15 protein-coding genes are annotated in these 26158 nt (G+C 73.3%); 8 read left to right on the forward strand and 7 right to left on the reverse strand.

The window, feature by feature from the left end; genetic code table 11:
* Positions 1-8: 8 nt before the first annotated feature.
* The 4 genes from WBN91_RS07815 to WBN91_RS07830 all read left to right on the forward strand — a co-directional run bounded on the left by WBN91_RS07815 (position 9) and on the right by WBN91_RS07830 (position 4737).
* A complete protein-coding gene (locus WBN91_RS07815) occupies positions 9-1034 on the forward strand; it encodes a glycosyltransferase family 2 protein (RefSeq protein WP_337722589.1) in 1026 nt (341 codons plus the stop codon).
* Positions 1031-1447, forward strand: coding sequence for a GtrA family protein (locus WBN91_RS07820; protein WP_337722590.1), 417 nt, complete (start codon positions 1031-1033; stop codon positions 1445-1447). The genes WBN91_RS07815 and WBN91_RS07820 overlap by 4 nt, the downstream gene beginning before the upstream one ends.
* Positions 1444-3618 (forward strand): hypothetical protein, encoded by a 2175-nt coding sequence (locus WBN91_RS07825; RefSeq protein ID WP_337722591.1) that lies wholly within the window; start codon positions 1444-1446, stop codon positions 3616-3618. The genes WBN91_RS07820 and WBN91_RS07825 overlap by 4 nt, the downstream gene beginning before the upstream one ends.
* 147 nt (positions 3619-3765) lie before the next feature.
* Positions 3766-4737: a helix-turn-helix domain-containing protein gene (locus tag WBN91_RS07830; protein ID WP_337722592.1), complete on the forward strand. Its 972-nt coding sequence runs from the start codon at positions 3766-3768 to the stop codon at positions 4735-4737.
* Positions 4738-4845: 108 nt separating this feature from the next.
* On the opposite strand, the gene WBN91_RS07835 is transcribed toward WBN91_RS07830, so the two are convergent.
* Complete coding sequence (locus WBN91_RS07835; protein WP_337722593.1) at positions 4846-6060, reverse strand: putative glycoside hydrolase; 1215 nt, start codon at positions 6058-6060, stop codon at positions 4846-4848.
* 309 nt (positions 6061-6369) lie between these two features.
* Between WBN91_RS07835 and WBN91_RS07840 the strand changes: the two genes are divergently transcribed.
* Positions 6370-10506: a hypothetical protein gene (locus tag WBN91_RS07840; protein ID WP_337722594.1), complete on the forward strand. Its 4137-nt coding sequence runs from the start codon at positions 6370-6372 to the stop codon at positions 10504-10506.
* 27 nt (positions 10507-10533) lie between these two features.
* Here the strand turns inward: WBN91_RS07840 and WBN91_RS07845 are convergent, their stop codons facing one another.
* Genes WBN91_RS07845 through WBN91_RS07865 form a run of 5 tightly spaced genes read right to left on the reverse strand, consistent with a single transcriptional unit; the run spans position 10534 to position 22888 of the window.
* Positions 10534-12459 (reverse strand): hypothetical protein, encoded by a 1926-nt coding sequence (locus WBN91_RS07845; RefSeq protein WP_337722595.1) that lies wholly within the window; start codon positions 12457-12459, stop codon positions 10534-10536.
* Positions 12456-16097: a DUF5682 family protein gene (locus tag WBN91_RS07850; RefSeq protein ID WP_337722596.1), complete on the reverse strand. Its 3642-nt coding sequence runs from the start codon at positions 16095-16097 to the stop codon at positions 12456-12458. Before WBN91_RS07850 ends, WBN91_RS07845 begins: the two co-directional genes overlap by 4 nt.
* Positions 16081-17220: an ATP-binding protein gene (locus tag WBN91_RS07855; RefSeq protein WP_337722597.1), complete on the reverse strand. Its 1140-nt coding sequence runs from the start codon at positions 17218-17220 to the stop codon at positions 16081-16083. Before WBN91_RS07855 ends, WBN91_RS07850 begins: the two co-directional genes overlap by 17 nt.
* The gene (locus WBN91_RS07860; protein ID WP_337722598.1) at positions 17217-22043 is read right to left on the reverse strand and encodes a hypothetical protein; all 4827 of its coding nucleotides are present in this window, start codon (positions 22041-22043) and stop codon (positions 17217-17219) included. The genes WBN91_RS07855 and WBN91_RS07860 overlap by 4 nt, the downstream gene beginning before the upstream one ends.
* Positions 22040-22888: a DUF4132 domain-containing protein gene (locus WBN91_RS07865; RefSeq protein ID WP_337722599.1), complete on the reverse strand. Its 849-nt coding sequence runs from the start codon at positions 22886-22888 to the stop codon at positions 22040-22042. Before WBN91_RS07865 ends, WBN91_RS07860 begins: the two co-directional genes overlap by 4 nt.
* 142 nt (positions 22889-23030) lie before the next feature.
* Here WBN91_RS07865 and WBN91_RS07870 point away from each other — a divergent pair, with 142 nt between their 5' ends.
* Positions 23031-23435, forward strand: coding sequence for an MmcQ/YjbR family DNA-binding protein (locus WBN91_RS07870; protein WP_337722600.1), 405 nt, complete (start codon positions 23031-23033; stop codon positions 23433-23435).
* Here WBN91_RS07870 and WBN91_RS07875 read toward each other — a convergent pair.
* Positions 23432-24301: an alpha/beta fold hydrolase gene (locus WBN91_RS07875; RefSeq protein ID WP_337722601.1), complete on the reverse strand. Its 870-nt coding sequence runs from the start codon at positions 24299-24301 to the stop codon at positions 23432-23434. The two genes, WBN91_RS07870 and WBN91_RS07875, sit on opposite strands and share 4 nt — an antisense overlap.
* Before the next feature lie 53 nt (positions 24302-24354).
* Between WBN91_RS07875 and WBN91_RS07880 the strand changes: the two genes are divergently transcribed.
* The gene (locus WBN91_RS07880; RefSeq protein ID WP_337722602.1) at positions 24355-24915 is read left to right on the forward strand and encodes a TetR/AcrR family transcriptional regulator; all 561 of its coding nucleotides are present in this window, start codon (positions 24355-24357) and stop codon (positions 24913-24915) included.
* Positions 24912-26150 (forward strand): cytochrome P450, encoded by a 1239-nt coding sequence (locus WBN91_RS07885; RefSeq protein ID WP_337722603.1) that lies wholly within the window; start codon positions 24912-24914, stop codon positions 26148-26150. The genes WBN91_RS07880 and WBN91_RS07885 overlap by 4 nt, the downstream gene beginning before the upstream one ends.
* The last annotated feature ends 8 nt before the right edge of the window (positions 26151-26158 follow it).

The raw sequence follows: 26158 nt of genomic DNA on the forward strand, positions 1-26158 counted from the left end.
GGGGAGTTGTGCGCATCTCAGTCGTGGTGCCGTGCTTCAACGAGGAAGCCGGCCTGGAAGAGCTGTTCGCGGCGCTGAGCCGCGTGCTCCCACCGTTGGGCGGGGATTTCGAGGTCCTGCTCGTCGACGACGGCAGCACGGACAAGACGCTGCCCCTCCTGCGCACGATCGCCGAGCGGGACGCCCGGTTCAAGTACCTCGCCCTGAGCCGCAACTTCGGCAAGGAAGCCGCCATGCTGGCGGGCCTGAGCCACGCCACCGGCGACTACGTGGCGATCATGGACGCCGACCTCCAGCACCCGCCCGAGCTGCTGGGACGCATGGTCGAGATGGTCGGCGCGGGCTACGACCAGGTCATCGCGCGGCGCACCCGCAAGGGCGAGGCGACGGTCCGCAAGCTGGTCTCCACCCTGTACTACAAGATGATCAACAAGGTGATCGACGTCGAGCTGGAGAACGGCGTCGGCGACTTCCGCGTGCTGAGCAGGCGCGCGGTGCAGGCGCTGCTGTCGCTGGGCGAGTACAACCGGTTCTCCAAGGGCCTGTTCGCCTGGATCGGCTTCGACACGGCCGTGATCGACTACGAGAACGTCACCCGCGCGGCCGGCAGCAGCAGCTGGACCTTCCGCAAGCTGCTCAACTACGGCATCGACGGCGTGGTGTCGTTCAACTCCAAGCCGCTGCGGGTCGCGATCTACCTGGGCGCGCTGGTGACCGTCCTGGCCTTCGCCTACGCGGTGTGGGTGCTGGTGGACGCGGTGCGCAACGGCGTGGACGCGCCCGGGTACGTGACGCTGATGTGCGGCGTGCTCGTGCTGGGCGGCCTGCAACTGCTGTTCCTGGGCGTGATCGGCGAGTACGTCGGCCGCATCTACTTCGAGTCCAAGCGCCGGCCGCACTTCCTGGTCAAGGAGTCGGCGGGCGCGGGCCACATCCCGGTGACCCTGCCGCTGGGACGTGAGCTGCCCGAGCACGCCGCCGAGGTGCGCGGCGAGGTCGTGGCCGGTCCGTTCGCGGAGCGGTCGACGTCGTGACCGCGAAACTCGGCCGGATCATCCGGTTCGGACTGGTCGGCGTGCTCAACACGGCCGTGTACTACGCCCTGTACTACCTGTTCCAGCTCGCCCTGCCGTACATGGTCGCGCACGTGACCGCGTTCGTGCTGGCGATGGTCGGCTCGTACTTCATGAACTGCTTCTTCACGTTCCGCACGAAGCCGTCATGGCGGACGTTCCTGCTGTTCCCGCTGTCCAACGTGACCAACTTCGTGGTCACCAGCGCGGGGCTGTGGGTGCTGGTGAGGTGGTTCGAGGTCGACCAGCGGATAGCTCCCCTGCTCGCCGCCGCGGTGGCGATCCCGTTCACGTTCATCGTGGCGCAGCTGGTGCTCACCGGCCGGTCGAAGCCCGTCGCGCCACCGATCAGGGAAGAGGAACGGACGTCGTGACGACGCTCGTCCGGCGGCGGGTGTGGGGCCCGCTGGTCGCGTTCGGCGTGTGCGCCGCTGTCGTGCTGCTGGCCCAGGTGCCGTACCTGCGCAACAAGCTGTTCTACGTGTGGGACGACAGCGCGGTGCAGTTCATGCCCACCTGGCACCACCTGGGACAACGGCTGCTGGACGGCGACTGGCCGCCGCTGCTGGACGTCGACGGCTGGATGGGCGGCAACCTGCCCGCCGAGGCGCTGTTCGGCATCTGGAACCCGGTCAACCTGGGCAACTACATCCTGGTGTCGCGGTTCGACGACCTCGGGCTGGCCGCGCTGGTGGTCAAGTCGGAGATCCTGGCGCTGCTGGCGCTGGGCGTCTACCTGGTGTGCCGGGAGCACGGCGCCGGTCGCGGGCCGTCGGCGGTGGTGGCGATCGCGCTGCCGTTCAGCGGGTTCACCTTGTACTTCGACACCTCGTCGTGGATCGCCGGGCTGATGGCCTTCGCGTGGCTGCCCTACACGTGGTGGGCGGCGCGGCGGGCGGCCCGGGGCGCGTCCAGCCCGCTGTGGGCGGTGCTGTTCGGGGCGCTCGCGGTGACCACCGGCAACCCGTACGGGCTGCTGGGCGTGTGCGTGGTGCTGGCGGCGCTGCTGGTGGAGAACTGGCTGCGCCGGGACCGGGCGGCGGTGCTCAAGCTGTTCCTGGTCGGCGGGCTGGTGGCGTTGTTCGTGCCGCTGGTGTACCTGCCGCTGCTGGGGACGTCGTCGGTGACCATGCGCGCCGGGCAGGGGTTCGCCAGCGACGGCATCCTGATGCCGCGCCTGTCGGACCTGCTGTCGATGAGCATGCCCAGCCACCGGCCGATGATCCGCTCGTTCAACCTGGACTACCGGCTGCACACGCCGGGCGTGTACTTCGCGTGGTTCCTGGTGCCGCTGCTGCCGTGGCTGCACTGGCGGCGGCTGCGCGAGCGGTGGCGGGAGCTGGCGGGCGTGCTGGTCGTGCTCACGGCGTACGTGCTCCTGGCGATCGGGCCGTCGAACATGTGGATGTTCCGGTTCCCGCTGCGCCATCTGGAGGTCGTGTACCTGGCGATCGGCGTGCTGTTCGCGGTGGCGTTCACCGGCGGGCCGCGGTTCGACCACGTGCGGCGGCGGGTGGCGTGGACGGTCGCGGCGGTGCTGCTGTCGGGGTACCTGAGCTTCGCGTCGCAGCCGTGGCAGTGGCGGCAGCACCTGGTGGCGTTCGCGCTGCTGGCGGTCGGGGTCGCGGTGGCCGTGGCGCTGGCCCGGTTCGTGCGCCCGCAGGCCACCTACGCGGCGCTGGTCGCGGGCGTGGGCGCGGCGCTGTTCCTCCAGACGTCGTGGTTCCCGCTGAACCTGGACGTCGCCGGGTACGGGTTCCCCAAGTCGGTGAAGGAGCTGAAGGCGCAGGCCCCGCCGCACGAGGGCACGACGTTCCCGGTCGGCACCGTGCTGCCGGGCAACGTGGCCCTGGTGACCGACTTGAAGTCCACCGGCGCGTACTCGGGCATGTCGTTCCGCGAGTTCGCCACCGCGACCTGCATGAACTACAAGGGCAGCACGTGCGCCGCGAGCTTCCAGCAGATCCTCGCGCCGACCGCCGTCGACGGGCGTCCGCTGGTGGACCTGATGCGGGTGGGCACGATCCTGGTCCAGAACGAGGTGCTGCCCGACGTCCAGGCCCCGCCCGGGTGGCGTATCGCGGACCGGACTCCCACGCACACCGCGCTGCGCCGCGACCAGCCGTTGTCGTGGCCCGATGGCCGGCTGTCCCACACGACCTCCGGCGTGCGGGTGACCGCGGATGTCTCGCCGGACGACCGGAACGAGTCGGTCAAGTTCGCGAAAGACCGAGGTCAGACGGGTTCGCTGGTGTTCGCCCGGCTCGCCTGGCCCGGGTACCGGGCGGAGCTGAACGGCCGTGAACTGGCCACCCGGCAGGGACCTGCGGGCCTGCTCGTGGTGGACCTGCCCGCGGACGTCGAGTCCGGCGAGGTCACGATCCGCTGGACCCCGCCCGGTCTCGGCCTGGGCGTCGCCCTGGCGCTCGCGGGCCTGCTCGGGGCGCTGGGCTACGCCGTGATCAGCCGCCGGAGGCCACGGCGCGAACGTCCCGCGCCCGCCGCGGAGGCTCCCCAGGAGAACCTCGCGGTCGCGAACGCGTGACCCTCGGCGGGTAGCCCCCCACCGCCGGTTCCCCCTGCTCCGCTCGCGCCGTGGCGTGGCCACGCTACGGCGCGAGCGGTGGGGTTGATCGCCGAAACGTGCACGGTGCGTTGTCGATCCGCGTACGGTGGGCGGCGGGGAGGCGCCGTGCCCGAGTTCACCACCGAGCCCGCCGAACCGCCCGCGGACCGCGTCGAACGGTTCCAGGCGGCGGCGTCGACCGCGTTCGCGCCCCTGCGGGTCAGGGCGCACGAAGGCCCGCCGTTCCACGCGGCGATCCGCGCGGAGAGCGCCGGCGCGCTGCTGGTCTCCGACATCCGCACCTCGCCGGTCACGGTCAGCCGGCACGCCCGGCAGATCAGCTCCACCGACAACGACGTGTACAAGGTGGCGCTCCAGCTGTCCGGCACGATGGGCGTCGCCCAGGACGGGCGGCACGAGGTCATGCGACCGGGTGACCTGGCCGTCTACGACATCACCCGTCCGTACTCGCTGGAACACTTCGACGCGCCCGCGGACGGCGTCCGCACCGTCGTCATCACCTGCCCGCGCCGGACGTTCCCCGGCGGCCCGGACGCACTGCGCCGGATCGTGGCGACCCCGATCCCGGCCGACCGGGGCGTGACCCGGCTGGTGGCGGGCTTCTTCACGGGGCTGGCCGACGAACTGCCGGACCTGGGCAGCGGCCCCCACCTCGCCGACGCGGTGGTGGACCTGATCGGCCTGGCCTTCACCGGCCCGCAGCCCGTCGACGACCGGTCGGCCCTGGTGGAGCGGATGATCGCCTACTGCGAGGCCAACCTGGGCGACCCGACCCTGTCACCGCGCACGGTGGCTCGAGCGCACCACCTGTCGGTGCGGTACGTGCACCACCTGTTCGCGCAGACCGACCGTTCTCTGGCGGCGTGGATCAGATCCCGCCGCCTGGACCACATCCGCCGCGACCTGGAAAACCCACTGCTGGCACACCGAACCGTGTCCTCCATCGCGGCCCGCTGGGGCCTGTACGACGCACCCCACGTGAGCCGCCTGTTCCGCGCGGCCTACGGCGTGAGCCCCTCCACCTACCGCCGCTCGGCCGGGATCATCGGTCGCTCCGGAATTGCCGGCGGCTCGTAAGCTGCCGGTGACCCAGGAATTGTCGCTGGCCCGGGAATTGTCGGTGGCTCGTGAGACGATCGAAGCGGGGGCCGGAGGCCGCGCCCTGCTTTCGCCGCCACGGGCGCGTCAGCAGGACTTGCGCAGGACGGTGCCGGAGGTCCCGGGCAGCGAGACCGACGTGACCGGCACGTTGCGCTCGTCGGCGTACGGCTCGGCCAGCTCGACGCGCACCGCCGGCGACCCGGTCGGGTTCGCGTTGACGATCACCGTGCCGCAGGTGAAGTCCCGCTGGAACAGCTTCGGCGCGATCTCGCGGTAGGGCTTCTCGGCCTTGCCGAGGTCCCAGTGGTACATGGGGTCGCGGGCCGTGGGGTCGCCGTAGTCGTCGGTCTTCTCCATCTCGGCGATCGCGGCCTTGTCGCCCACGACCAGGAAGTAGCTCGCCATCGCGTAGCGCAGCGGCTGGGTGCGGTTCGGGCTGAAGTGCGGCTGCACCCAGGTCAGCTTGCCGCGCCGCTCGTTGGCGGCGATCTCGGCGACCTGGCGGCTCCAGCCCTGGTCGTAGTCGGGCAGCAGGTTGTCGTTGGAGAACGCGATCCACCACTCGTCGAACCCGCCGTCGAGGTGCTCGGTGTAGACCTCCCACGCGCCGTCGTGCAGGCGGGCGTTGGACATGTTGGCCACGGTCTTCAGCTTCGCCTCGGTGAACTTCGGGCGGGTGTTGGCCAGCATCGCCTTGTACGCGGTCTGGATGGCGGTGTCGGTCGGGTACTTCTTCGGGCAGACGCCCGGGTGGTAGGCGTCGCAGGGGAACAGGGCGTTGTCCATGAACACGCCGTCGAAGCCGCCGGCCTTGGCGTCGGCGATCACGTTGTCGGCCCAGGTGTTCTGGTAGGCGGGGTTGCCGACGTCCATCTGCCAGTGGCCGGGGTAGCCGTCGTACTCCAGGCGCTTGCCCTTGCCGTCGAGCAGGAACCACTCGGGGTGGTCGCGGTCGGCGGCGCAGTAGCCCACCCCGGCGGGGAGGTGCTTGTCGTCCACGCCGCCGCGGCAGGCGTAGCTGCGCGTGGAGGAGAGGTCCTTGTAGACGAAGAGCTGGACGTCGGGGTTGTAGCGCTTGATGCGGCGGCCGATGTCGTGCTCCCAGGCGTTGAGCACGATGTAGGCGTGCCGACGGGCTTCGGCGGCCAACATCCACTCCGGCGTGGGCGTGCCGTTGAGGTGCAACCAGAACGACCGCGCGTCCCCGACCCCGACGTACGAGTTGCCGACAGCAGGCGTGACCACCACGGCCACCATCATCCCCACCACCGCGACCAGCCGACCACCCCACCCACTCATGACCCACCTCGCCGCCCGTATGACACCGCCACTCCACGTTCGAGTGACGGCCCCGGTCACACTGCGTCCACTGTGGATGGTCTACCCCGGGACGAAGCGGTGAAACGTCCGGACCAGCGGACCGACCGGAGCACCGGCCGCACTCACTATTTGTCCATACCAATCCCCCACCCACGACCGAATTTCTCCCGATCAACGCTCACTTTTCCGCACAACCGACCGACCAGTACTCACAAAAAAAGGGAATTCACGGAGGAAATTCGCGCGTCGCACTACTCCGGAAGCGCGAACATCGGCATGATTGCCGACGTGGACGCAGAACTGCATCACGGGCACGCGACTTTGCTCGATCGGGTGACGTCCGCGTCGAACTCGCTGTCGGGCACGGTCTCGGGCCACGTGGTGCAGGCAGGTCACATCCACCACCTGAACCTGCGGACCGGGGAGCCGGTCCGCGCCCGCTACCACCTCCAGGTGCGCCGCATCGCCCCTCGCTCGCTGATCGGCAGATCCGCCGAACTCGACGAACTCGCGGCTTTCTGCACATCATCCGATCCATTCACCCGTTATTGGTGGTGGCGGGCAGACGCCTGGTCAGGAAAATCCGCGCTCATGGCGTGGTTCGCGCTGCACCCACCCGCCGGCGTGCGAGTGGTGTCGTTCTTCGTGACGGCCCGCTTGCACGGGCAGAACGACAGGTCGGCGTTCGTCGACAACGTGCTGGAGCAACTGCTCGCCCTCCTCGGCGAGGACATGCCGCAGTTCCTCGGCGAGTCCACTCGGGAGGCCCACCTGCTGGGTCTGCTCGCCGACGCCGCCGAGGCGTGTCGTGCCCGGGACGAGCGGTTGGTCCTGCTCGTCGACGGTCTCGACGAGGATCGCGGTGTGGACACCGGACCGGATGTCCACAGCATCGCCGCGCTCCTGCCCGCCGAACCCCCGGCGGGTATGCGGGTGGTCGTCTCCGGCCGACCCAACCCGCCCATCCCGTCCGACGTTCCGCGCCACCACCCGCTCCGCCGCGGCGCGGTCGTCAGGGACCTCGCTCCGTCGCCCGAGGCGCACGCCGTGCGCACCGAGATGGAACGTGAACTCAGGAAGCTCGTGCGCGGCAGTCCGGCCGAGCGGGACCTCCTGGGTCTGGTGGCCACCACCGGCGGCGGCCTGACCGCCGCCGACCTCGCCGCGCTCACCGGCCGGTCGGAGTGGCAGGTCCACGACCACCTCGCCACCGTGACGGGGCGCAGCTTCGCCCGCCGGGAGTCGCGTCGCCACCCGGGTGACACCCGAGAGGTCTACGTCCTGGCGCACGAGGAACTCCAGGCCGCCGCTCTGGACATGCTGGGACCGTCCCGCCTGGCGGAGTACCGGGAACGCGTGCACCGGTGGGCCGACCACTACCGGGAACTGCGCTGGCCGCCGGACACCCCGGAGTACCTGCTGCGCGGCTACTACCCGATGTTGGTCGCGGCAGGTGACTCGACCCGCATGGTGGCCTGCGCGACAGACCCCGACCGGCACGACCGCATGCTCGACCTGTCCGGTGGCGACGCCGCGAGTCTCGCCGAGGTGACCACCGCGCAGCACGTGCTGGTGTCCGACGAGGAGCCGGAGGTCACCGAGATGATCCGGCTCGCCGTCCACCGCGACCACCTCGTCGAGCGCAACAGCGGGGTCCCGGTCGACCTTCCGGCGGTCTGGGCGCGGATGGGACACCCGAACCGCGCCGAGTCGATCGCCAACTCGATGCCCGACCTCGCCAACCGCGTCCGGGCCCTCGCCGCGGTCGCCGCGGCGTCAACCGGCCGCGGCGGCCGTGCGGTCACCCTGCTGGATCACGCCGAGCACATCGCCAGGGCGATCGGCGACCCGCCCCGCCGGGACGACGCACTGGTCACCGTCGCTCGCACGGCCGCCGCTCTGGGCGAGGTGCGGCGGGCCGAGGGCATCGCGCGGTCGCTCGCCGATCCGGCGGCCCGAGCGACCGCGTGGACCGGGATCGCGTCGGCCGGCGGCGATCCCGCCCACCTGGACGCCGCCGAGTCCGCGGCGCGTGCGCTGAGCGATCACGCCGAGCAGGCGTGGCTGCTCGGCGCGGTGCTGCGGGTAGCGGCGGAACTCGGCGAGTGGGGCAGGGCCGAGGCCATCGCGGGGTCCTTGGTGAACCCGGTGTCGCGGAACTCGGCGCTGTTGTCCGTGGCGTCCGCCGCGGCCCTGCGAGCGGTCGAGAAAGCCCGCTGCGGCAGCGAGCTCCTCGCCTACGCCGAGGCGGTCGCGAGATCGGCGACGGCCTGCGCCGACCAGGTGGCCACCTTCGCCTCGCTCGCCCGGACGGCCGCCAGCATCGGGGACCACGCCCTCGCGGCCCGGCTGGTCGACACCGCGGAGCGGACAGCGCTGGCGATCGGCCACCCCACCGCGCGGGCGTGGGCGCTCACCTCCGCGGCCCGCTGCGCAGCGGTGGCGGGCGAGGACGTCCGAGCGCGGTCCTTGGTGTGGGAAGCCGAGAGCGTCGTGGTGACGGTCCGCTCCGCCGTCGAGCGCATCAGGCTGGCCGTGGCGGTGGCGGAGGCGACCGCGCACATCGGCGAACCCGCTCGCGCGGAAGCGCTCGCCCGTGCGATCAGCGATCCCGAAGCGAGGGCGAAGGCGCTCGCCAAGGTGGTGCGAGCCGCCGTGGACTCCGGTGAGTTCGCCCGAGCCGAGATCCTGGCGGGCGCCATCGACTCCGCGCAGGTGCGCACCGAAGCGTTGACAATGCTGGTCCGGCAGGCCTCTGCCCGGGGCGAGCTGCGCCGAGCCGAAGCCGTGGCCCGCTCCATCGACGACCCGGCCGAGCGCGCGAGCGCGCTCACCACCGTCGCCGGGTCGGCGGTCGACGCCGGGGCCGTCGACCGGGCCGCGAAGTTGTTGCGGCAGGCCGTGACAGCGGCCCGCGCGACCAGCGACTCCGCGGAACGGGCACGGGCACTGAGCCGGGTCGTGGCGCTGGTGGCCTCCTCGGACGACCCGGCGCGCACGGCCGGCGTCCTCGACCGGGTCGAGCGCCTGTCGACATCGGTCACCGGTACGACCGAACGCGGCTGGGTGCTGGCGGCGGTAGCCGAGACCGCGGCGGCCATCGGCCAGTTCGCGCGGGCGGAGCACACGGCAGGTCTGATCGCCGACCACACGGAGCGTGCCCGCGCTCTGGCGTCGGTAGGACGAGCCGCCACGAGGACCGGTGACCTCACCCGCGCGGAGAACATCGCGGACGCGGTGACGGACATCGTCGAGCAGGCGGCGGTCCTGGTCGCGGTCGCGCGCGCCGCCACAGCCGCGGCAAATCCGGAACGGGCGTCGAAAGCGCTGGCGAGACTGCACGCTCTCGCCGACAGCACGATCGACGACCGCAGCCGTGCGGTGGTGCTCGCCGCGCTGGCGGAGGCCGCGGCCGGCATGGGTGACCTGTCCGGCTTCCGTGCCGCTGTCGGGGAGATCACGAGCGTCACGGACCGGAGCGCGCCACTGGCCGCGCTCGTGCGGACGGCCGTGGACATCGACCAGTTCTTCGACGCCGCGGGCATCGCGTGGTGCATCGCCGACCCCGTCGACCAAGCGGAGGCCTTGTGGTCCGTGGCCGCGGCGGCGGCAGGCGCGGGCAGGTTCGCCGACGCGGTCGCAGTCGGCCGCACCATCCCCGGAGCCGTCCGGCAAACCCGCGCGCTGGCGGCGATCGTCCGCGCGACGGCGGGCTCGGCACTGGAGGAACGGGGTGTCGAACTGCTGGAGTACGCGGACGCGATCGCGCACGCCGTGGTCGACCCGACCGAGCGCGCCCTGGCGCTGGCGGCGGTGGTCGACGCCGCCGCCGGGCTCGACCGGATCCAGCGGGCCGAGGAGATCACGCGGGAGATCACCAAGCCGGCCGAACACTCGGCGGCCCTGATGACCGTGCTGCGGGCCGCGATCCGGGTCGGCGACCTCGCCCGCGCGGAGGTCGTGGCGCGTGGCATGGCGAACCCGGCCGACCGGGCTTGGGCGCTGACCGCGGTAGCCGACGCCGCGTCGGCCGCCGGGCACCGGGTGCGTGCCCACCTGCTACTCGGCGACGCCGGCTACACGGCGGCGCACATCACCAACCCCGTGGAGCGGTCCCGCACGCTGACGTCCGTCGCCTTGGCGGCTCGTGCCCAGGCTCCCGACCGTGCCGAAGAACTGCTCGACGAGGCCGAGGACACCGCCAGGTCCATTCACGACTCGGCGCTCCAGACGTCCGCGTACCGTGCGCTGGCCGACGACACCGGTCCGGCGCGCCGGGCACGCGCCATCGCCCGCATCTTCCTGGTGAACCGCTGGCCCATCGCGCTTCAGGCCGTGGGTGACCTCATGCCGGAAGCGTGCTCGCGGATCGCCGACGAGTTGGCGGCCATCGCCGGGTCCTCGGTCGCCGCACGGACCGGGTGACCCGGCCCGGTACGGCGTCCCACCTCCTCAGCCCACCGCTGCCAGCCAGGACTGGCGGGCCACGGCTCGGGTGAACTCGCGGACGTGGAGGCCGGCTTGGAGCCAGGCCGTGGGGAAGGCTTCGGTGTCGTCTTGGAGGACTCGGCCGAAGGCGTCTCGGGTGCGGTCGTGGCAGGTGGTGGCCAGGGTGGTGAGGAGGGTGGCGGTGGTGGTCAGGCCTGTTGCGGTCAGGGTGGTGGCGGCTCTGGTGGTGGAGGGTGGGGCTCCTGCTGGGCGACCGCCGAGGGTGATGCGGTGGACGACGTTCGCCAAGGGGTGCAGTGGGGGTGGGACGTGGGGCAGGAGGGCGGGAGTGGGGGGCGGGGGTTGGGTGAGAGGTTCCGGGGTGAGGGGTGCGGGGGTGGGGAGGTAGGAGGGTTGGAGGTGGTCCAGGGCTAGGTCGGCGTGGCCGGCTAGGGCTGCGGGGAGGGTTAGGGCGCCGGATACGGCGAGGGCTGTTGCGGTGCCTGGGGTGTCGAGGGTGGGGCGGGCTATGACGCGGAGGTGCAGGCCCGGGGCGGTGGACAGGACGCGGAGGTTTTCGCGGGTGGTGGGGGTTTCGCCGGTCAGGTCCAGGGTGCCGGTGGGGGTCGTCAGGCGTAGGGCTTGGCCTGCTGGGCCTTCTACCGTGCCCTCGGCGAAGAGCAGGGTCGGAGGGCGGTGGGATTCGGGGAGGGTCAGGGCGGCGAAGGCGGCGGTGATCTGGTCGGACAAGGGGCGGGACCACAGGGTGGACAGGGGTGGGGCGTCCCAGGTGGTGCCCTTGGCCGCTACCGCGCGGACCTGTTTGCCTGCGCCCAGGCGGTGGTCGGGGGACGCGGTGCCGCCGGACAGGAGGAGGCCCGCTCGGCCCAGGGCGCGGTGGGTCAGGCCGGACTCGCCGATCGCCACCGGGCCGTTCGCGGCGGCGGGTACGCGTTCCGGGCCGCCGGGCATGATCGACGGGACGGTCCACAGGGTGCCTGTGTCGTCCACCAGGTGGGTGACCACGCCACCGTAGCCCGATGTGGTGACGACGGCTTCGGTGCACAGGCCGTACAGGCGGAGTGAACCGATCGGGCGGTACTCGCGCCTGGCCGTGCCGCGCTCGGCGAGGGTGGCGGTGGGTGCGGTGCGGAGGTCGTGGCAGAGCAGCATCAAGTCGACCAGTTCGGCGGCCAGGACCTCGCGGTCGAACGCCGAGTCGTTCGTGTGGCACGCCGCCAGGGAGGCGGCGATGCGCAGTCCGCCGGCGGCGGCGCGGTGCAGGCCGGCGACGCGGGCGCTGTGCACGGCTCGCAGCAAACCGGCCCGCACGACTGCGCCGCTGCCTGTTGCCCCGGCACGCAGGACGGTCGCGCAGGCTGCCCAGAGCGCGGTGGCGGCGGCGCGCTCGTCCGGCCGGACCTCGATCACCGGATCGGAGGGGAAGGTGCCGGAGGCTTCCACCGCTGGGTCGCTCGCGGCGGCCGGAGTGGTGGTCGTCGGGTCGGTGGCCGGGTTTGCGGCCGTCGGGTCGGTGGCCCGGGTTACGGCCGTCGGGTCGGTCGCGGTGCCGGGGGTGGAGGCGGCGGTCGGGTCGGTGCCCGGGGTGGTGGCGGCTGGGGTGGTGGCCTCGGCGGTGGTGGCCTCGGGTGGGGTTGTGGTGGCGGGGTCTGTGATGGGGGCGGCGGCTACTGCCACGCCTCGGTGCAGGCACTTCGGGGCCAGGAGGCAGGTGCAGGTCAGGTCGTCGGCGTCGGTGAGGACGCCGTCGTGGAGGGTCCAGGTGAGGGTGGTGTCCGGGTCGAGTTCGGCGCGGGCCTCGGTCGGTGTTGTCGTGATCTCCCAGGTCGTCGCGCGGTCCAAGGACGTGTCGACGCGTTTGCGCAGGCGGGGTGGGAGGGTGTCCAGGACGTCGGCCAGTACCGCGGGGGCCACCGGGGGCGGGGTCACGAGCGCACCTTCTCCCCCACCCAGCGGGCCAGTTCCTGGGGGCTCAGCGCCGCCACCGGCATGCCGGCCGCGACCAGCGCGCCCGCGACGGACATCGAGTAGCGCGCCTTGCCCTTGTCGTCCAGGCTCGCGCAGCCCAGCACTGTCACGCCCGACGCGACCAGCTCGCGCACCTGCGCCACGAGCGAACCCACCGGGCCGCCCTCCTCGAAGTCGCTGACCAGCACCACCATCGTCCGTTCCGGAACGGTCACCAGGGAACGGGCGTGCCGCAGCGCGCCCGCGATGTGCGTGCCGCCGCCGACGCGCACCTCAAGCAGCAGGGACAACGGGTCTGCGACCCGGTCGGTGAGGTCCACGACCTCGGTCGAGAACGCCAGGAAGTGCGTGGTCAGCGCGGGCACGCCGGCGAACACCGCGGCGGTCAGCGCGGACCAGACCGTGGAGGCCTCCATCGAGCCGGACACGTCCACCACCAGCACGAGCCGCCAGTCGCTGGCCCGCCTGCCGCGCGTGCGGAACACCGGGCGCTCCGGCACGACCAGCACCCGGCCGTCCTCGGTGCGCCGGGCGGTGGCGAGGTTCGCGCGCAGGGTGCGCGGCAGGTCCAGGCGTCCGCCGGGTCTCCTGGTCGGGACGGGCAGCTGGATGCCGGTCAGCGCCGGGCGGACCCGGTTGGCCAGTTGGGCGGTCAGCTCGTCGACCAGTCGCTTCACCAGCGGGCGCAGCCGGGCCAGGGCCTGCTCGGACAGGCCGCCCGCCAGGGACAGCACGGTGCGCAGGAGGTCCACGGACGGGCGGACCGACTCGGGGTCGATCGCCAGCGCGGCCTCGATGCGCCCACCCTCGGCAGCAGCGGCGAGGACCTCTTCGCGGACCCGTTCGCCGAACAGGTCCGCCAGCTCCTCCGACCACTCCCGGACGTCCGGGAAGGGTGCGGACCGGTCAGCGCCCAGGTCGCCGCGGTTCGCGCCTTCGCCGCGGTCCTGGCCGTACAGCTCGTCTAGGGCGGCGGCGTAGCGGGCGGCGCCGGGCGGGCGTTCGCCGCGCGAGCCCAGCACCAGCCGCCACCGCACGATCGGTTGCAGGTCGGCGGTCGGGTCGGGCGCGGGAGGGGCTGGGGTGGCGGGTGTGCGAATAGTGTCCACTGTGGAGGGTGTAGGGGCGAGGTTGTGGGCGCGCAAGGCTTCCAGGGCGGCCAGCTCGGCGTTGAGCCACACGGCGAGCATCTCGGGATCGGGGCTACCCGGGACGTCGACCCGGTCGCCGGCGCGCTCCTCGACCACGGCCAGGACGCGGGTGCGGGCCGCCGGGCCGACCGAGGTGAAGGCGCCGCGGAGTGCGGGGAGGCGGGACAGGAAGTCCTTGTCGGACAGCGCACTCACGCGGTCCAGCAGCGGGTCCAAGGCCTCCGGGGTTTCCAGCAGGGGGCCGGCGGCGGCCAGGACGCCGGTCAGGCCCTGGCGCAGCACGGTTCGGCGTTCGGGGGTGGTGGCGTTGTCGATCCAGGAGGCGATGCGTTCACCCAGTTCGCCGGGTTCGGACAGGCCCAGGAGGACACGCGCCGCACCGGCCGCGCCGGCGATCATCGGCACGCCCTCGTCGCACAGCCGACGCAGCGCCGCGGACAGGCGCAGGCCGGTGCCGTGGGTGTCGTGACGCCTGCCCAGTTCGACCAGGGCGTGGGCGTCAGCCGGGTCCTCCGAGCCGGCCAGGCCTTCCAGTTGGGCGACGGCGGCGGTCTCCAGCTCGCGCACCAGGTGGGGGTGTGCGGCGAGGACGTCCGAGGGTGTGCCGGGGACGTGGCCGGCGGCCAGGCGGTCCAGCAGGGACAGGGCGTTGAGCAGGTCGTTCAGGGTGCCGGCGGAGGGCAGCACGGTGGCCGCGTCGGTCAGGAGGTCGCCGACCAGGTCCGGCAGGCCGCAGCGAGCGGCGTCGTCGAGGTCGGTCAGGACCCCGGTCGGCGTGGGACCGCCGCGCTGGTCGCGTTCGGCGCGACGGGCGCGCAGCCGGCCGTGCGCGGCCAGCGGCAGGGTCGCGCCCCACAGGCCCGCCACGGGGAGGGTCGCGGCGGTGGCCGGGGTCCACGTGGCCTTCCACCGGGTGGTCAGCGCGTCGCCGCCGCCGACGCCGGTGGTCGCGGTCTCCTCCGCGTACGAGACGCCCAGGACGGTCAGGCGGCGCAGGGCGATCTCGCGGCGGGCGTCCAGGTCGGACCGCAGCGGGTCCAGGCGCAGGTCCGCCGGGTCGCGGGTGCCGGGGCCGGGCAGGCGCAGGTCAGCCAGGAGGTCCTCCACGGCCGGGGCGAGGCCCGAGCGCGGTGTGTCCGGGGCCAGGACGCCCGTGCGGTGGCCGACCAGGACGTCACCGGCGGCTCTCGCCACGACCCGGCCCCGCCCCAGCGGTTCGGCGTGGGTGAGGACGGACTGGACCGCCTCCACCACCTCGCCCCGACCCGGCGCGGGCAGGCCGCGCAGGCGGGCGAGGTCGACCGCCATCCGCAGCGCCTCCCGGGCCTCGCCGGGACCGGCCGGGTGACCCAGTTCCCGCACCCGCGCGCAGATCCGCACGATGACGGTCGCCGCGGCGGCCTCGATCGCGGCCGGGTCTCCCCCGGCCTCCAGCACGGCCTGCTGCCATTCGGGGTCGCGGATGCCCGCCGGGTAGCCGGACCGCTCGTCCAGCAGCGAGAACCCGTACGGCACCAGGGAAGTCACGAGATCGACCTTGGTGTCCACTGTGGACTGCTCGGTCGCGGGGTCGAGCAGTGCCGCCGCGTGGAACGAGCCGACCACCGCCGCGCACCGCCGGTCGCCGACCTCGGCCACCGCGTTGCGCATCCACGCTTCGCGCCGGAGGTCGAACGGGTCCACGCCAGGGCCATCCGCGGCGTCGCGGCGCAGCGCCCAGCCGACCAGCAGGGCGGCCCGCCGCACCGCCTCCGGTGTCTGGCCGGGTGCGGCGGCCTCGACCAGGCGGTCCCACAGGTCGTCGCCGTCCCGACCGGTGACTGCTCGCCGGAGGGCGTCGGCCAGCGGTGTGCCGGCGGCGGCGGACGGGCTGTGGCCGTCGCCGCGCAGGGACAGGGGGAGGTCGCAGGTGCGGACCTCCACGCCGTGCCGGAACGCCCAGCGGATCGCCGCCAGCTCGGGCGAGAAGTCGGCGAACGGGTAGAACGCCAGGCCGCTGCCGTCGCGGTGCGCGCCGGACAGCGCGACCGGGGCGGTCAGGCCGGGGTTGGCGAGGTGGGGCAGCCACGAGCCGAGCTCCTCGGGCAGCTCGACCAGGAGCACCTCCGGGTCGGCCGCCGCCAGGAGGTCGGGCATCACGGCGGCCAGGGCGGGCGAGTGGTGGCGCACGCCGATGAGGACGGGCGCGCGGTGCTCGGCCAGCCGGGCGGCGAACTCGCGCGCGTCGGCGGAATCCGGCGGGTGGCCGGAGTCGCGCGGACCGGCGGCGGCGCGCGGACTGGCGGCGGCGCGCGGACTGGCGGCGGCGCGCGGACTGGCGGCGGCGCGCGGACTGGCGCTGGCGAGCGGACCGGCGGCGGCGCGCCCGGCGGCCGACTCCCGCGCCCTGGAGGGGGCGCGGGTGTCGGCCGGGCCGGGGGCGGCGGTGGGGTCAGGCGTCGAGGACATCGCGGAGTTCCCAGAGACGTCGCCAGGTTCGGGCTCCGGTCTCGGCGCGGCGGCGGACTGCACCATCCCAGTAGCCCAGGAGCTTTGCCGCGTCGGTCGGGTCGTCTTTGCGGACGACGCCGAGCAGGTGGCCGGGCAGGAGGGACAAGGGGTCGCGGTCGCTGGGGAAGTACGCGTCGGACAGGCCCAGTGCGGTGGCCACCGAGACCGCCTCCGCCGTGCTCATCACCGTGGACGGCCGCTCCACCGCCCACCCCTCCTCCGACACCCCGTTGCGCAGGTCCCGGAATGCCGTGACCAGCACCTCCAGCACCACGTCGTCCACCGCGAACGGGGCACGCACCCGCTCCAGCGCCGCCGTGGCCTGCCGCCGGACCAGCTCGGTCTCCGCCGCGAGCGACCCGATCGGGCCGACCGCCTCGAAGTTGAACCGGCGCTTGAGCGCCGCCGACATCTCCGACACGCCCCGGTCCCGCAGGTTCGCCGTCGCGATCACGGTGAACCCAGGCGCGGCGTGCACGGCCTCGCTCTCGGTGCCGGACAGCTCGGGCACGGCGATCCGCCGGTCGGACAGGATCGACACCAGCGCGTCCTGCACCTCCGGCAGGCAGCGGGTGACCTCCTCGACTCGCACCACACCGCCGTTGCGCATCGCGTTGAGCACCGGCGACGGCACCAGGGCGCGCGGTGTCGGGCCCTCGGCCAGCAGGAGGGCGTAGTTCCAGCCGTAGCGCAGCTGGTCCTCGGTGGTGCCGGCGGTGCCCTGGACGACCAGTTGGCTGCTGCCCGACACGGCCGCCGCCAGCAGTTCGGAGAGCATGGACTTCGCCGTGCCCGGCTCGCCGACCAGCAGCAGGCCCCGCTCACCCGCGAGCGTCACCACGGCCCGCTCGACCAGGGCCCGCTCCCCCACGAACTTCGGGCTGATCACCAACCGCGTGGGCAGCCCGTCGACGGGCGCGGGCAACGCCAAGGGGTCGCCGCTGCCCATCACGAACGTGACCACCGCGCGCGGGGTGAGCCGCCAGCCCGGCGGGCGCGGGCCGTCGTCGTGGGCGGCCAGGAACGCCAACTCCTCGCGGTAGGCGTCCTCGGCCGGTTCGATCTGCCGTGCGGCGGTCACCGTCGTCCTCCGGTCTTGAGCTCTTCGTAGGCGGGGGCGTCGCCGTCGAGCACGCGCCGCCAGGCACGCGCGAACAGGTCGGCGACGGGCTCGCGGGGCGCGATCACCCCGGTGGGCTCCGCGGTGAAGCCGAACATCGGCGCCTTCCACGACTCCAGCGGCAGGTGCGGGCTGCCCAGCGCGAGCCACCCGCCGGGCAGGAACAGCGACCGCCCCGCCCGGGACCGCTTCGCCGTGAGCACCAGGTCGGTCGCGGCCAGCGCCTCGCGGGCCTTGCGCAGCCGGGCGGGCTTCCACCCGGTCCAGCGGGTCACGTTGGCGTCGGTCGGGTCCGGCAGCGCCAGCAGTTGCAGGTACAGCGCGGCAGCGTCCTCCGGCAGGCCCGTCTTCGCGGCGACCTCGGTGATCAGGTCGGGCGCGGACACCGCCGGGTCCTGGAAGTACACGCCCGGGTCGGTGTCGGCACGGGCCGCGCACGCCGCCGTGAAGGACTCCTCGCCCAGCAGGCCCAGCGCCGACACCAGGTCCTGCGCGTAGCCCAGTTCGGCCAGCGCGGCCAGCTCCGCCCGGTCACCCGGACCGATCAGGCTCACGTTCACGACGACCTTGCTGTAGTAGTCGTTGCTGCGGATCACCGACAGCCACGGCCGCGCCTGGAGCACCTCGCCCTCCGGCGCCTCGGCGAGGCCGAGCAGGTTGTGCAGCGGCTTGGTCTCCATCCACGAGTTCAGCTCGATGACGAACCCGGGGTGGGAGACCCGCTGCCGCACCAGGTCCAGCGCGACCGGCAGGGCCGAGCGCAGCGGTGAGGCGGCGGGCAGCCGGTAGGCCAGCCACGCCAGGACCTCCGGCACGGACCGCAGCGCCGTGGACCCGAAGCCCTCGGGTTCACGGGCCACCAGCGCACCGCCCTCCAGCCGCACGTCCCGGTCGACGGAGAGCCACGGCGTTGTCTCCGGGTTGACCACCCCGGTCACGTACTCGGCGCCGGACCGGATCGGTAGCTTCACCGCGTCGGCCAGCACGTCGTCGGGCACCGGGCGGCGCACGCCCTTCTCGGCGATCCACACCTGTGCCACGGCCTCGACGTCGGGCCCACTGGTCCACAGATCGGCCGGGTCGGCGGGCAGCGCCGCGGCGAGCAGCCGCCGCCGGAACCCGTCGTCCAGCGGGCGCAGCCGCTCCTTCGCGGTCTTCGCGCCCGCCGCGGACAGGTCGAGCAGCTTGCGCTCGGCCGTGCTCAGGTAGGTGGACTGCCAGGTGTCCACCCCGGGCATGCCGGCCAGCAGGACGGTGGACTCGGCCGTGCCCAGGCCGGTGCGCTCGGCGAACTCGGCCGCCGCCGCCGGGAACCACGGCGCGGGACCGCGTTCGGCCAGCACCGCCAGGAACCGCCGGATGCGCTCCGACCCGAGGGGTGTGTCGACCTCGCGCGCGGTGTCCAGGAGCCAGCCGCGCGGCAGCTCGAACCGGCCCGGCGTGACCGCGTACTGGACGCCGTCGTACCGGTTGTCCGAGTTGTAGCGCCACTGTTCCTGGTACGTCGCCAGGAAACCGCCCTCCACGGGAGTGACGCGGTGCTTGGGGTTGGCCTGCCCCTCCGGCACGACGACGCTGACCATCCGCCAGTGCCCCGCCGCGTCGGTGAGACCGTGGTCGGCGATCGCGCCCAGGACCAGGGCCAGCGCGTCCCGGTGCTCGGGCGGGGTCAGCGGCGACGCGGCGCGGTGGGCGAGCGCCGCCAGGTCCGGCAGCCACAGCCACCACCACGTGGGGCTGTGCTCGCCCAGCTCGCGACCGGCCGGCGCACCTCCGGCGGCCACCGCCTCGGCCGCCAGCGCCGCCAGCTCCGCGACCTGCTGGGGCACGCGGGTCTCCACCGTGCCGGAGTTGCCCGAGTTCGCGTTGAACCACGACAGCGCGGCGTTCACCGCCTCCTCGGTGACCACCGGGCCGCGCGGCGCGAACACGGACGTGTCGACCTCGCGAGCCTGCGCGGCGATCTCGCCGTAGCGGCGGTAGCGGACCAGCAGGTCGGCCGTCCGCCGCACCAGCTCGACCACGCCCGCCAACAGGCCGGGATGGGTCACGCCGGGCAGGTGACGCCGGACCGCGCGGACCACCTCGTGGTCGTGGTCGCCGCCCGCGAACGCCGTGAGGCGCTCCGACCGGCTCCGGGCGTCGGCCGGCGCGTCGAGGGCCGCCGCGACCATCGCGTCCACGGCCTCGCGGGACACTTCCCGCAGCGCCGCCGACCCGGCCTCGTCGCGCGGCTTGAGCACGTGCCACCAGTCCAGCGGCGGCACCAGGGGCGTGCCGGCGGCGAACCGCTGGAGGCTCGCCTCGGCCTTCACATCGCCCAGTTCCACGCCGTGCTCGTCGTACAGGTCGATCGAGTCGTTGGCGCCGAGCAGGTCCAGCCGCCCGCCGGCGGGCAGGCGCAGCGAGCCCAGCGGGCGCTGCCGGCCGGGCGCCACCCGCACGCGCCACCCGTCCACGCCCTCGCCGACCGTCGAGCCGTCGGCCTCCTTGCGCACCCGCCACCCGTGCAGGCCGTCCACGGCGCCGAGCGGGCTGGCCGAGGTCGCCGCGACGGCGGGCCGCAGGTCGCAGTCCGCCAGCACGAGGGAGGCGCCGTCCGCGGCGAAGTCCTCCAGGAAGCGCGGCAGGCTCGCGCGGCCCCGGTCACCGGTCGCCGGGTCGACCTCCAGCCAGCGGAACGTCTGGTCCACCCACGCGCCGGTCCACACCGAGGTGCCGTCGCCGTGCGCCCGGTCGTGGCCGGGCAGCTTGGTGTCACCGGGCTTGACGGCCCGGTGGCCGGTGAAGCGGGCACCGCCGGGCAGCGCGATCGAGGCGTGCGGCGCGGGTTGGCGGCCGTAGTACACCGACTCGCCGGTCGCGGGGTCGAAGACGTGGTCGGGCGCGTCGCTCCAGTACGCGCGCTCGCCGTCCGGGCCGTGCCAGGTCACCAGGAGCACCCCGTCGAACCAGGACGCGGTCGGCGCGAAGGCCCACTGGTGGCGGTCGTCGGCGGGGATGCGGGACACGTGCTCGAACAGGATGCCGTCCGGCCCGACCACGATGAAGGTCTCGCCGCGCCGCAGCACCAGCGCGGGCCAGCCCTCGCCGCACATCACGACGTCCTCGCCCTTGACCGCGCCGGACCCGCGCAGCTTGGCCACGGCCTCCTCCAGCGCGGGCCAGCCCAGCTCGTCCAGCAGGCCGGCGCGCAGGGTCGCGTGCAGCGCCGCGCCCACGTCGGTGGCGGCCAGCGCCTCCGCCGCCTCCGGGATGTCGGCGAAGGCCTCCGGCAGGGCCACCACGGCCAGGCCCTCCAGGTGCCGGCCCAGGCTGGGCAGGCCCTGCGCGGTCTGCCCGGCGCGCCGCGAGATCCAGTGCCGCAACGCGGTCCGCAGACCGGGCACGGACAGCACGCCCACCAGCACGTCGGCCGCGACCGCCGATTTCTGCCGCACGTTGCGCAGGTAGGACACCAGGCCGTCGCCGAGACCGGTCACGAACCGCTCCGAGGCGGCCAGCGCGGCCAGGTCGCGGCGGCCGGGCTCGTCGTCGGACAGCCAGCCCTGCACGTACAGCTCGTGGTCGTCGCGGTCGGCCTTCTCGATCGGCACGCCCCGCGCCACCAGCAGGTCCAGCAGGTCCAGTTCGCCCTGCCGCCACACGCGCAGCGCCCGCACCGCCTTGCCGTCGGCCGAAAGCCGGTCGGCCATCGCCTCGACGAGGTCCAGCAGCGCCTGCGACCGGCCGTGCTCCCGCCACCCACTGGACCGGACGCCCAGCAGCGACGACAGCCACTCGGCCGCGTCGGCGGCGCCGCACGGCTCGATCAGCTCACGGGTGGCGCCGCACGCGGTCAGGATCTCCAGCCAAGTGTCCACAGTGGACGCGGATGCGGGCACGAAGGTGAGCAGCTGCGCGCGGACCTCGGCGTCGGCCGTCGCCAGACCGACCAGGGAGTCCCGGTAGGACTTCCAGAACGACGCCGTGGCGCGGCTGACCGCCGTGCTCTCCAGCACCGCCCGCAGCAGCCGCTCGTCCTCGGCGCGCAGGTCGCGCTTGGCCGCCTTCGCCAGCCGCCGCAGGTCCTCCGGCATGCCCGTGTACGGCGGCAGACCGCCCTTGGTGCGCTCCACGCACAGCGTGAGGAACAGCTCGTAGGCCGCGTCGGCGTCGTGCTTGCGCGCCAAGCCCTTCGCGTGCGCGGACAACGCCTTGGCCGTCAGCGCGCCGGCGAAGGCGAACTCCAGGAACACCTCCCGGGTGCGCTCCGGGTCGACGGCGAGGTCGTGCACCTCCTCCGCCTCGCGGGCCTTGCCGAACATCGTGGCCGCGTAGGTCTGGTTGCCGTGCTGGAGGAAGATCCGGCCCGCCTGCTCGTAGAACGTGGGCAGGAAGTGCGGCGCGGACCGGCCCAGCATGTCGCCCAGCGCGGTGAACCCGTCCTTGGCCGCGCCCGCGCGGGACTTCGCCACCCGCGCCAGCCGCTCGACCTCCTTGACCAGGTTGAGCGCGTGGTGGGCGTTCTTGGGGTCGTTGACCAGCGCCCACGCCGGGAAGCCCAGCGCGCTGCGCCGACCCGTCCCGACCTCGGCGACCCGCGCCGGCTCGGCGAACCCGAGGAACTCGCACGTGAGGTCTTCCGCGCGACCCAGGACCTCGGGCACCAGCCGCACCACGACCCGGTCGGCCAGCGCCGGGTGGGCGTAGTGCCGCGCGGTGATGGTGTCCCGGTCCTCGCCCGACGTCCCGACGCCCGGCAGCACGGCCCCGGCCGCGATGAGTGCCTTCTCGGTGCTCATGACGCGACCGCCTCCTCGACGACCCGGCCGGCGTGGATCGCCGACGCCATCCGCATGCCCTCCGACCACGCCACCGGCCCGACCTCGGCCAGCGGCACGGTGGTGCCGTTCTCCAGCGCCCAGTGCAGGTCGCCGGTCCACGTCTCGCCCTCGGGGTAATCCGACCCGATCCAGAACCGGGCCTCCACCACCCGGCCGCCCTCGAACGCCGAGTACACCGCGTCGCCGCCGCGCACCGGGTAGCCCAGCGTGCGGCACCGGCCCAGCGCGTGGTTGAGCTGCTCGAACTTGCCGCCGGAGAACTCGCTCACCGCGTTCTTGCCGGGCAGCGCGGCCGGCTTGGCGAAGGTCTGCCGGAACAGCTGCTGCACCTTCTGCTCCACGCCCAGCTCGGCCCCGAACTCGCGCAGCTCGTCCAAGTCCTCCAACAGGACCGGGTGCGGCACAGTCACCGTCTCGGGCTTGCGGCGCACCGTGTCGCCGTCCAACGTGACCAGGCCCAGGCCGCGCTCGGCGTCGGCGTCGCGCAGGAACCCGACCTCGCCGTCGGCCACGACCACCAGGTCGCGCAGCACTGCGGCCCACGCGGCGTCCGCCCACACCTCGGCCAGCAGCGCCGCGGGCACCGGCAGCGACCGCACCATCCACCCGTCCACGGTGGCCAGGCACTCGGCCTCGTGCCGCGACAGCCACTCCGCCAACTGGCGCAACTGCACCACCCGCGGATCGTCCTTGATGGACGAAGGCACCGACGACAGCACCTTCCCCTTGGCGTTGCGGCACTGGACGCGCCCGCCCTCACCCAGCCGCACCTGATACCCGGCAGCGGCGTCCAGCCAGCTCACGGCCCCTCCAACCAGTCGATCACAACTCGATGGGCGGAGGTTAACGACGAGCACCGACAAAAACGGATCACTCCCGGCCAACGGTATCCCGCCGTGATCGAAACGGGCAGAATCGGCGGGCGGTCGAGACGAGGGGGACGCGGTGGCCGACTACCCGGAAGTGCCGGACGAGGTGCTGGAACGGTTGAGCGCGGTGTGCGCGGCGCTGCCCGAGGCCGTCGAGGAGCGGGCGTGGCGCGGCACCCGCTGGCGCGTGGGCCAGCGGGCGTTCGCGCACGTGCTGGAGATCGAGGACGGCCGACCGCCGTCCTACGCCGAGGCGGCCGGGCTCACCGCGGGCAGCGTGCTGACCTTCCGGGCGGGCGGCCCGGAGTTGGCGGCGCTGTCCCACGCGCCGCACCCGTTCTTCAAACCGCGGTGGGCGGTCAACGTCGTGGGACTGGTCCTCGACGCCGACACCGACTGGGCCGAGGTCGCGGAGTTGCTCGTCGAGAGCTACCGCGTGTCGGCTCCCAAGCGCCTGAAAGCGTTGCTGGAAGCCCCTTAAGGCGCGTCGAAGAACTCAAGGACGCGTGTGGCGACGTCCTGTGGTCGTTCTTCGGGCACGTAGTGGGCCGCGCCGGGCACTTCCAGCACCTCCAAGTCGTCTGCTTGGTCTTCGTAGCCGTGTATGAGGCGCGGCTGCACGATCGGGTCCTTGGTGCCCAACAAGACCCGTGTGGGGGTCTTCAAGTGCGCCTTCTTGTAGGCGCCCGTGAGCATGCGGACGGATTCGGGCGTGATCAGCTTCCGGTACAGCAGGGAACCGGCCTTCGCACGCGCGGGGTCGCGGAGGCGTTCGAGGTAGATCTCGACGTCGCGTGGGGTGAGAGAGCCGGGGACCGTGAAGTTCGTGAGCAGGAATTGCGGCAGGCCGCCGTGGCGCAGCAGCCAGGCACCCAGGCCGGGCGTGATGATGGCGAGTTGGAACCATGCGTGCCGCAGCGCGCCGAGCATGCGGATGTCGAAGTCGATGAACGGCGGCGGCACGCCGATGGACACGAAGCGGCGGAAGCGGTTCGGGTCGTCCAGGCACATGCGGAAGACGACGATCGCCGACCAGTCGTGCGCGACGACGTCCACCCGGTCGAGGTTCAGCGTGTCGAGCAGGGCCAGCAGGTCCTCGCGCAGCGACTCGTAGCCGTAGCCGCGGGGCGGCGCGTCGGTCCAGCCGGCGCCGCGCAGGTCCGGGACGACCACCTTGCGCCGCCCGGCCAGGGCCGGGACGACCTTGCGCCACTCCCACCAGTGCTGGGGGAAGCCGTGCAGCAGCAGAACGGGGTCTCCGTCACCGGCCTCGGCCACGTGCGCACGCAGCCCCGGGAGGTCGAGGTAGCGGTGGGAGACGCCCTCCAAAGCGGGGAACTCCACCATGTGCCAACGGTACTACGGTCATAGTGGGTTGTCACTACGTTTATAGTGATCCAGTGACGTCAACGCGGACCCGCGCCCTCGACGCCGCCGTCGACCTCCTCGGCACGGGAGGACTCCGCGCCCTCACCCACGCACGCGTCGACGACCACGCCCACCTGCCGCGCGGCTCGACCTCCAACCACTTCCGCACCCGGGCCGCGCTGTTGGCGGGCGTGGTGGACTGGATCGCCGCCCACGAGCTGCGGGACATGAGCGGCGGCGCGCTAGCGCCGAAGACACCGGACGAACTGGTGGACATGATGTGCGGGTTCCTCGACCACCTCACCGGTGTCAACCGCACGTGGACCGCCGCGCGCCTGGTCCTGTTCATGGAGGCGCAGCACGAACCGGGGCTGCGCGACGCCCTGTCACGGGTCCGCGCCGTGATGGAGGAGTCCGCCGTCGCGGTCCTGACCTCGCTGGGAGCCCCCGACCCGCGCACCGCCGCGCGCACCATCGCCGCCTGCTGCGAAGGCGTCATCCTGCACCGCGTCGCCCGCGACGACCACACCGACCCGCGACCACTGCTGGAACTGGTGGTGCGCGGAGCCTTCCCCCGTGAGGAGACCAGGTGACGGCACCGACCGAACCACGCACGCAGGCCCTCCTCGGCGGGGTGGGCCTGCGCGCCCACGAGCACCACGAGGTCGAGGACGCGCTGCGCGACCGCGGGCGGTGGGTGACCCGGGAGGTGCTGCCCACCGGCGTCACCGTCGCCGTGGTCACCGTCGGCCTCGAAGAAGCCCGAAGACTCGCGGCCGACCAGCGCCTGTCCAAGGACGGGACGGCGCTGGAAGCCGCCTACCTGGCCCAACTGACCCGGCTGGGGCTGCCGGCGATGGTCAACCCGATGAACGGCGTCTCCGCGCTCAACTCCGACGACCCGCTGCACCGCACGCTCCGCAAGCCCATCGCCGCCGTGTTCACCCCGCGCCGCATCGACGCCTTCCGCCCCCACATCGAACGCATAGCGCGCGACCTGGTCGACACCCTCCCGACCGGCGTCCCCGTCGACCTGGTGAGCCGGTACGCGCTCCCGCTGTCCTTCCTCGTCCTGTGCGAACTGCTGGGGCTGCCCGAGTCCGACCACGACGTGCTGGTCCCGTGGACCCACGCGCTGACGGCGGAGAACCCGGCGGTGACCGGTCCGGCCGCGGCGGCCATCGCCGAGTACCTCGCGGAACTGGTCGCCGACCGGGCGGCCCACCCCACCGACGACCTGATCAGCGACCTGGTGCGGGTCACCGACCCGGCCGCGCCGGGCAGCCGGGAGTGGCTGGTCAACAACGTGCTGCTGCTCATCGTGGCCGGTCACGAGACCACCGCCGGCACCATCGGCAACCTCCTGGGCGTCCTGCTCTCCCCCCGCACCGCGCACGGCTGGGCGGCGCTGGCGGCGGCCCCGGACACCGCGCCGCTGGTGGTCCAGGAGGGCACCCGGCACAACCCCGCCGTGCGCAATCTGACCCCGCGCGTCGCCCGCGAGCACGTCGAGGTGCACGACACCGTGATCCAGCCGGGCGAACTGGTGTTCATCAACGTGGGCGCGGCCAACCGCGACCCGGCCGTGCACGGACCAACCGCCGCCGCCTTCGACCCGTTCCGCCCCACCGCCCGCCAGCAGCTGACCTTCGGCCACGGCATCCACTACTGCGTGGGCGCGCAGCTCGCGCCGATCGAGGCGGCCACGGCGATCCGCGAGCTGACCACCCGCTACCCCCGCGCGCGGCGGGCGTTCACCGACTACTGGCCGTGCCGGGACTCGTCGGTGACCAACCCGCCGGAGAAGATCCTGGCCGTGTTGCGATAGCGGTCTAG

The organism is Saccharothrix sp. CCNWYY140, from assembly GCF_037401995.1.
Lineage (GTDB): Bacteria > Actinomycetota > Actinomycetes > Mycobacteriales > Pseudonocardiaceae > Actinosynnema.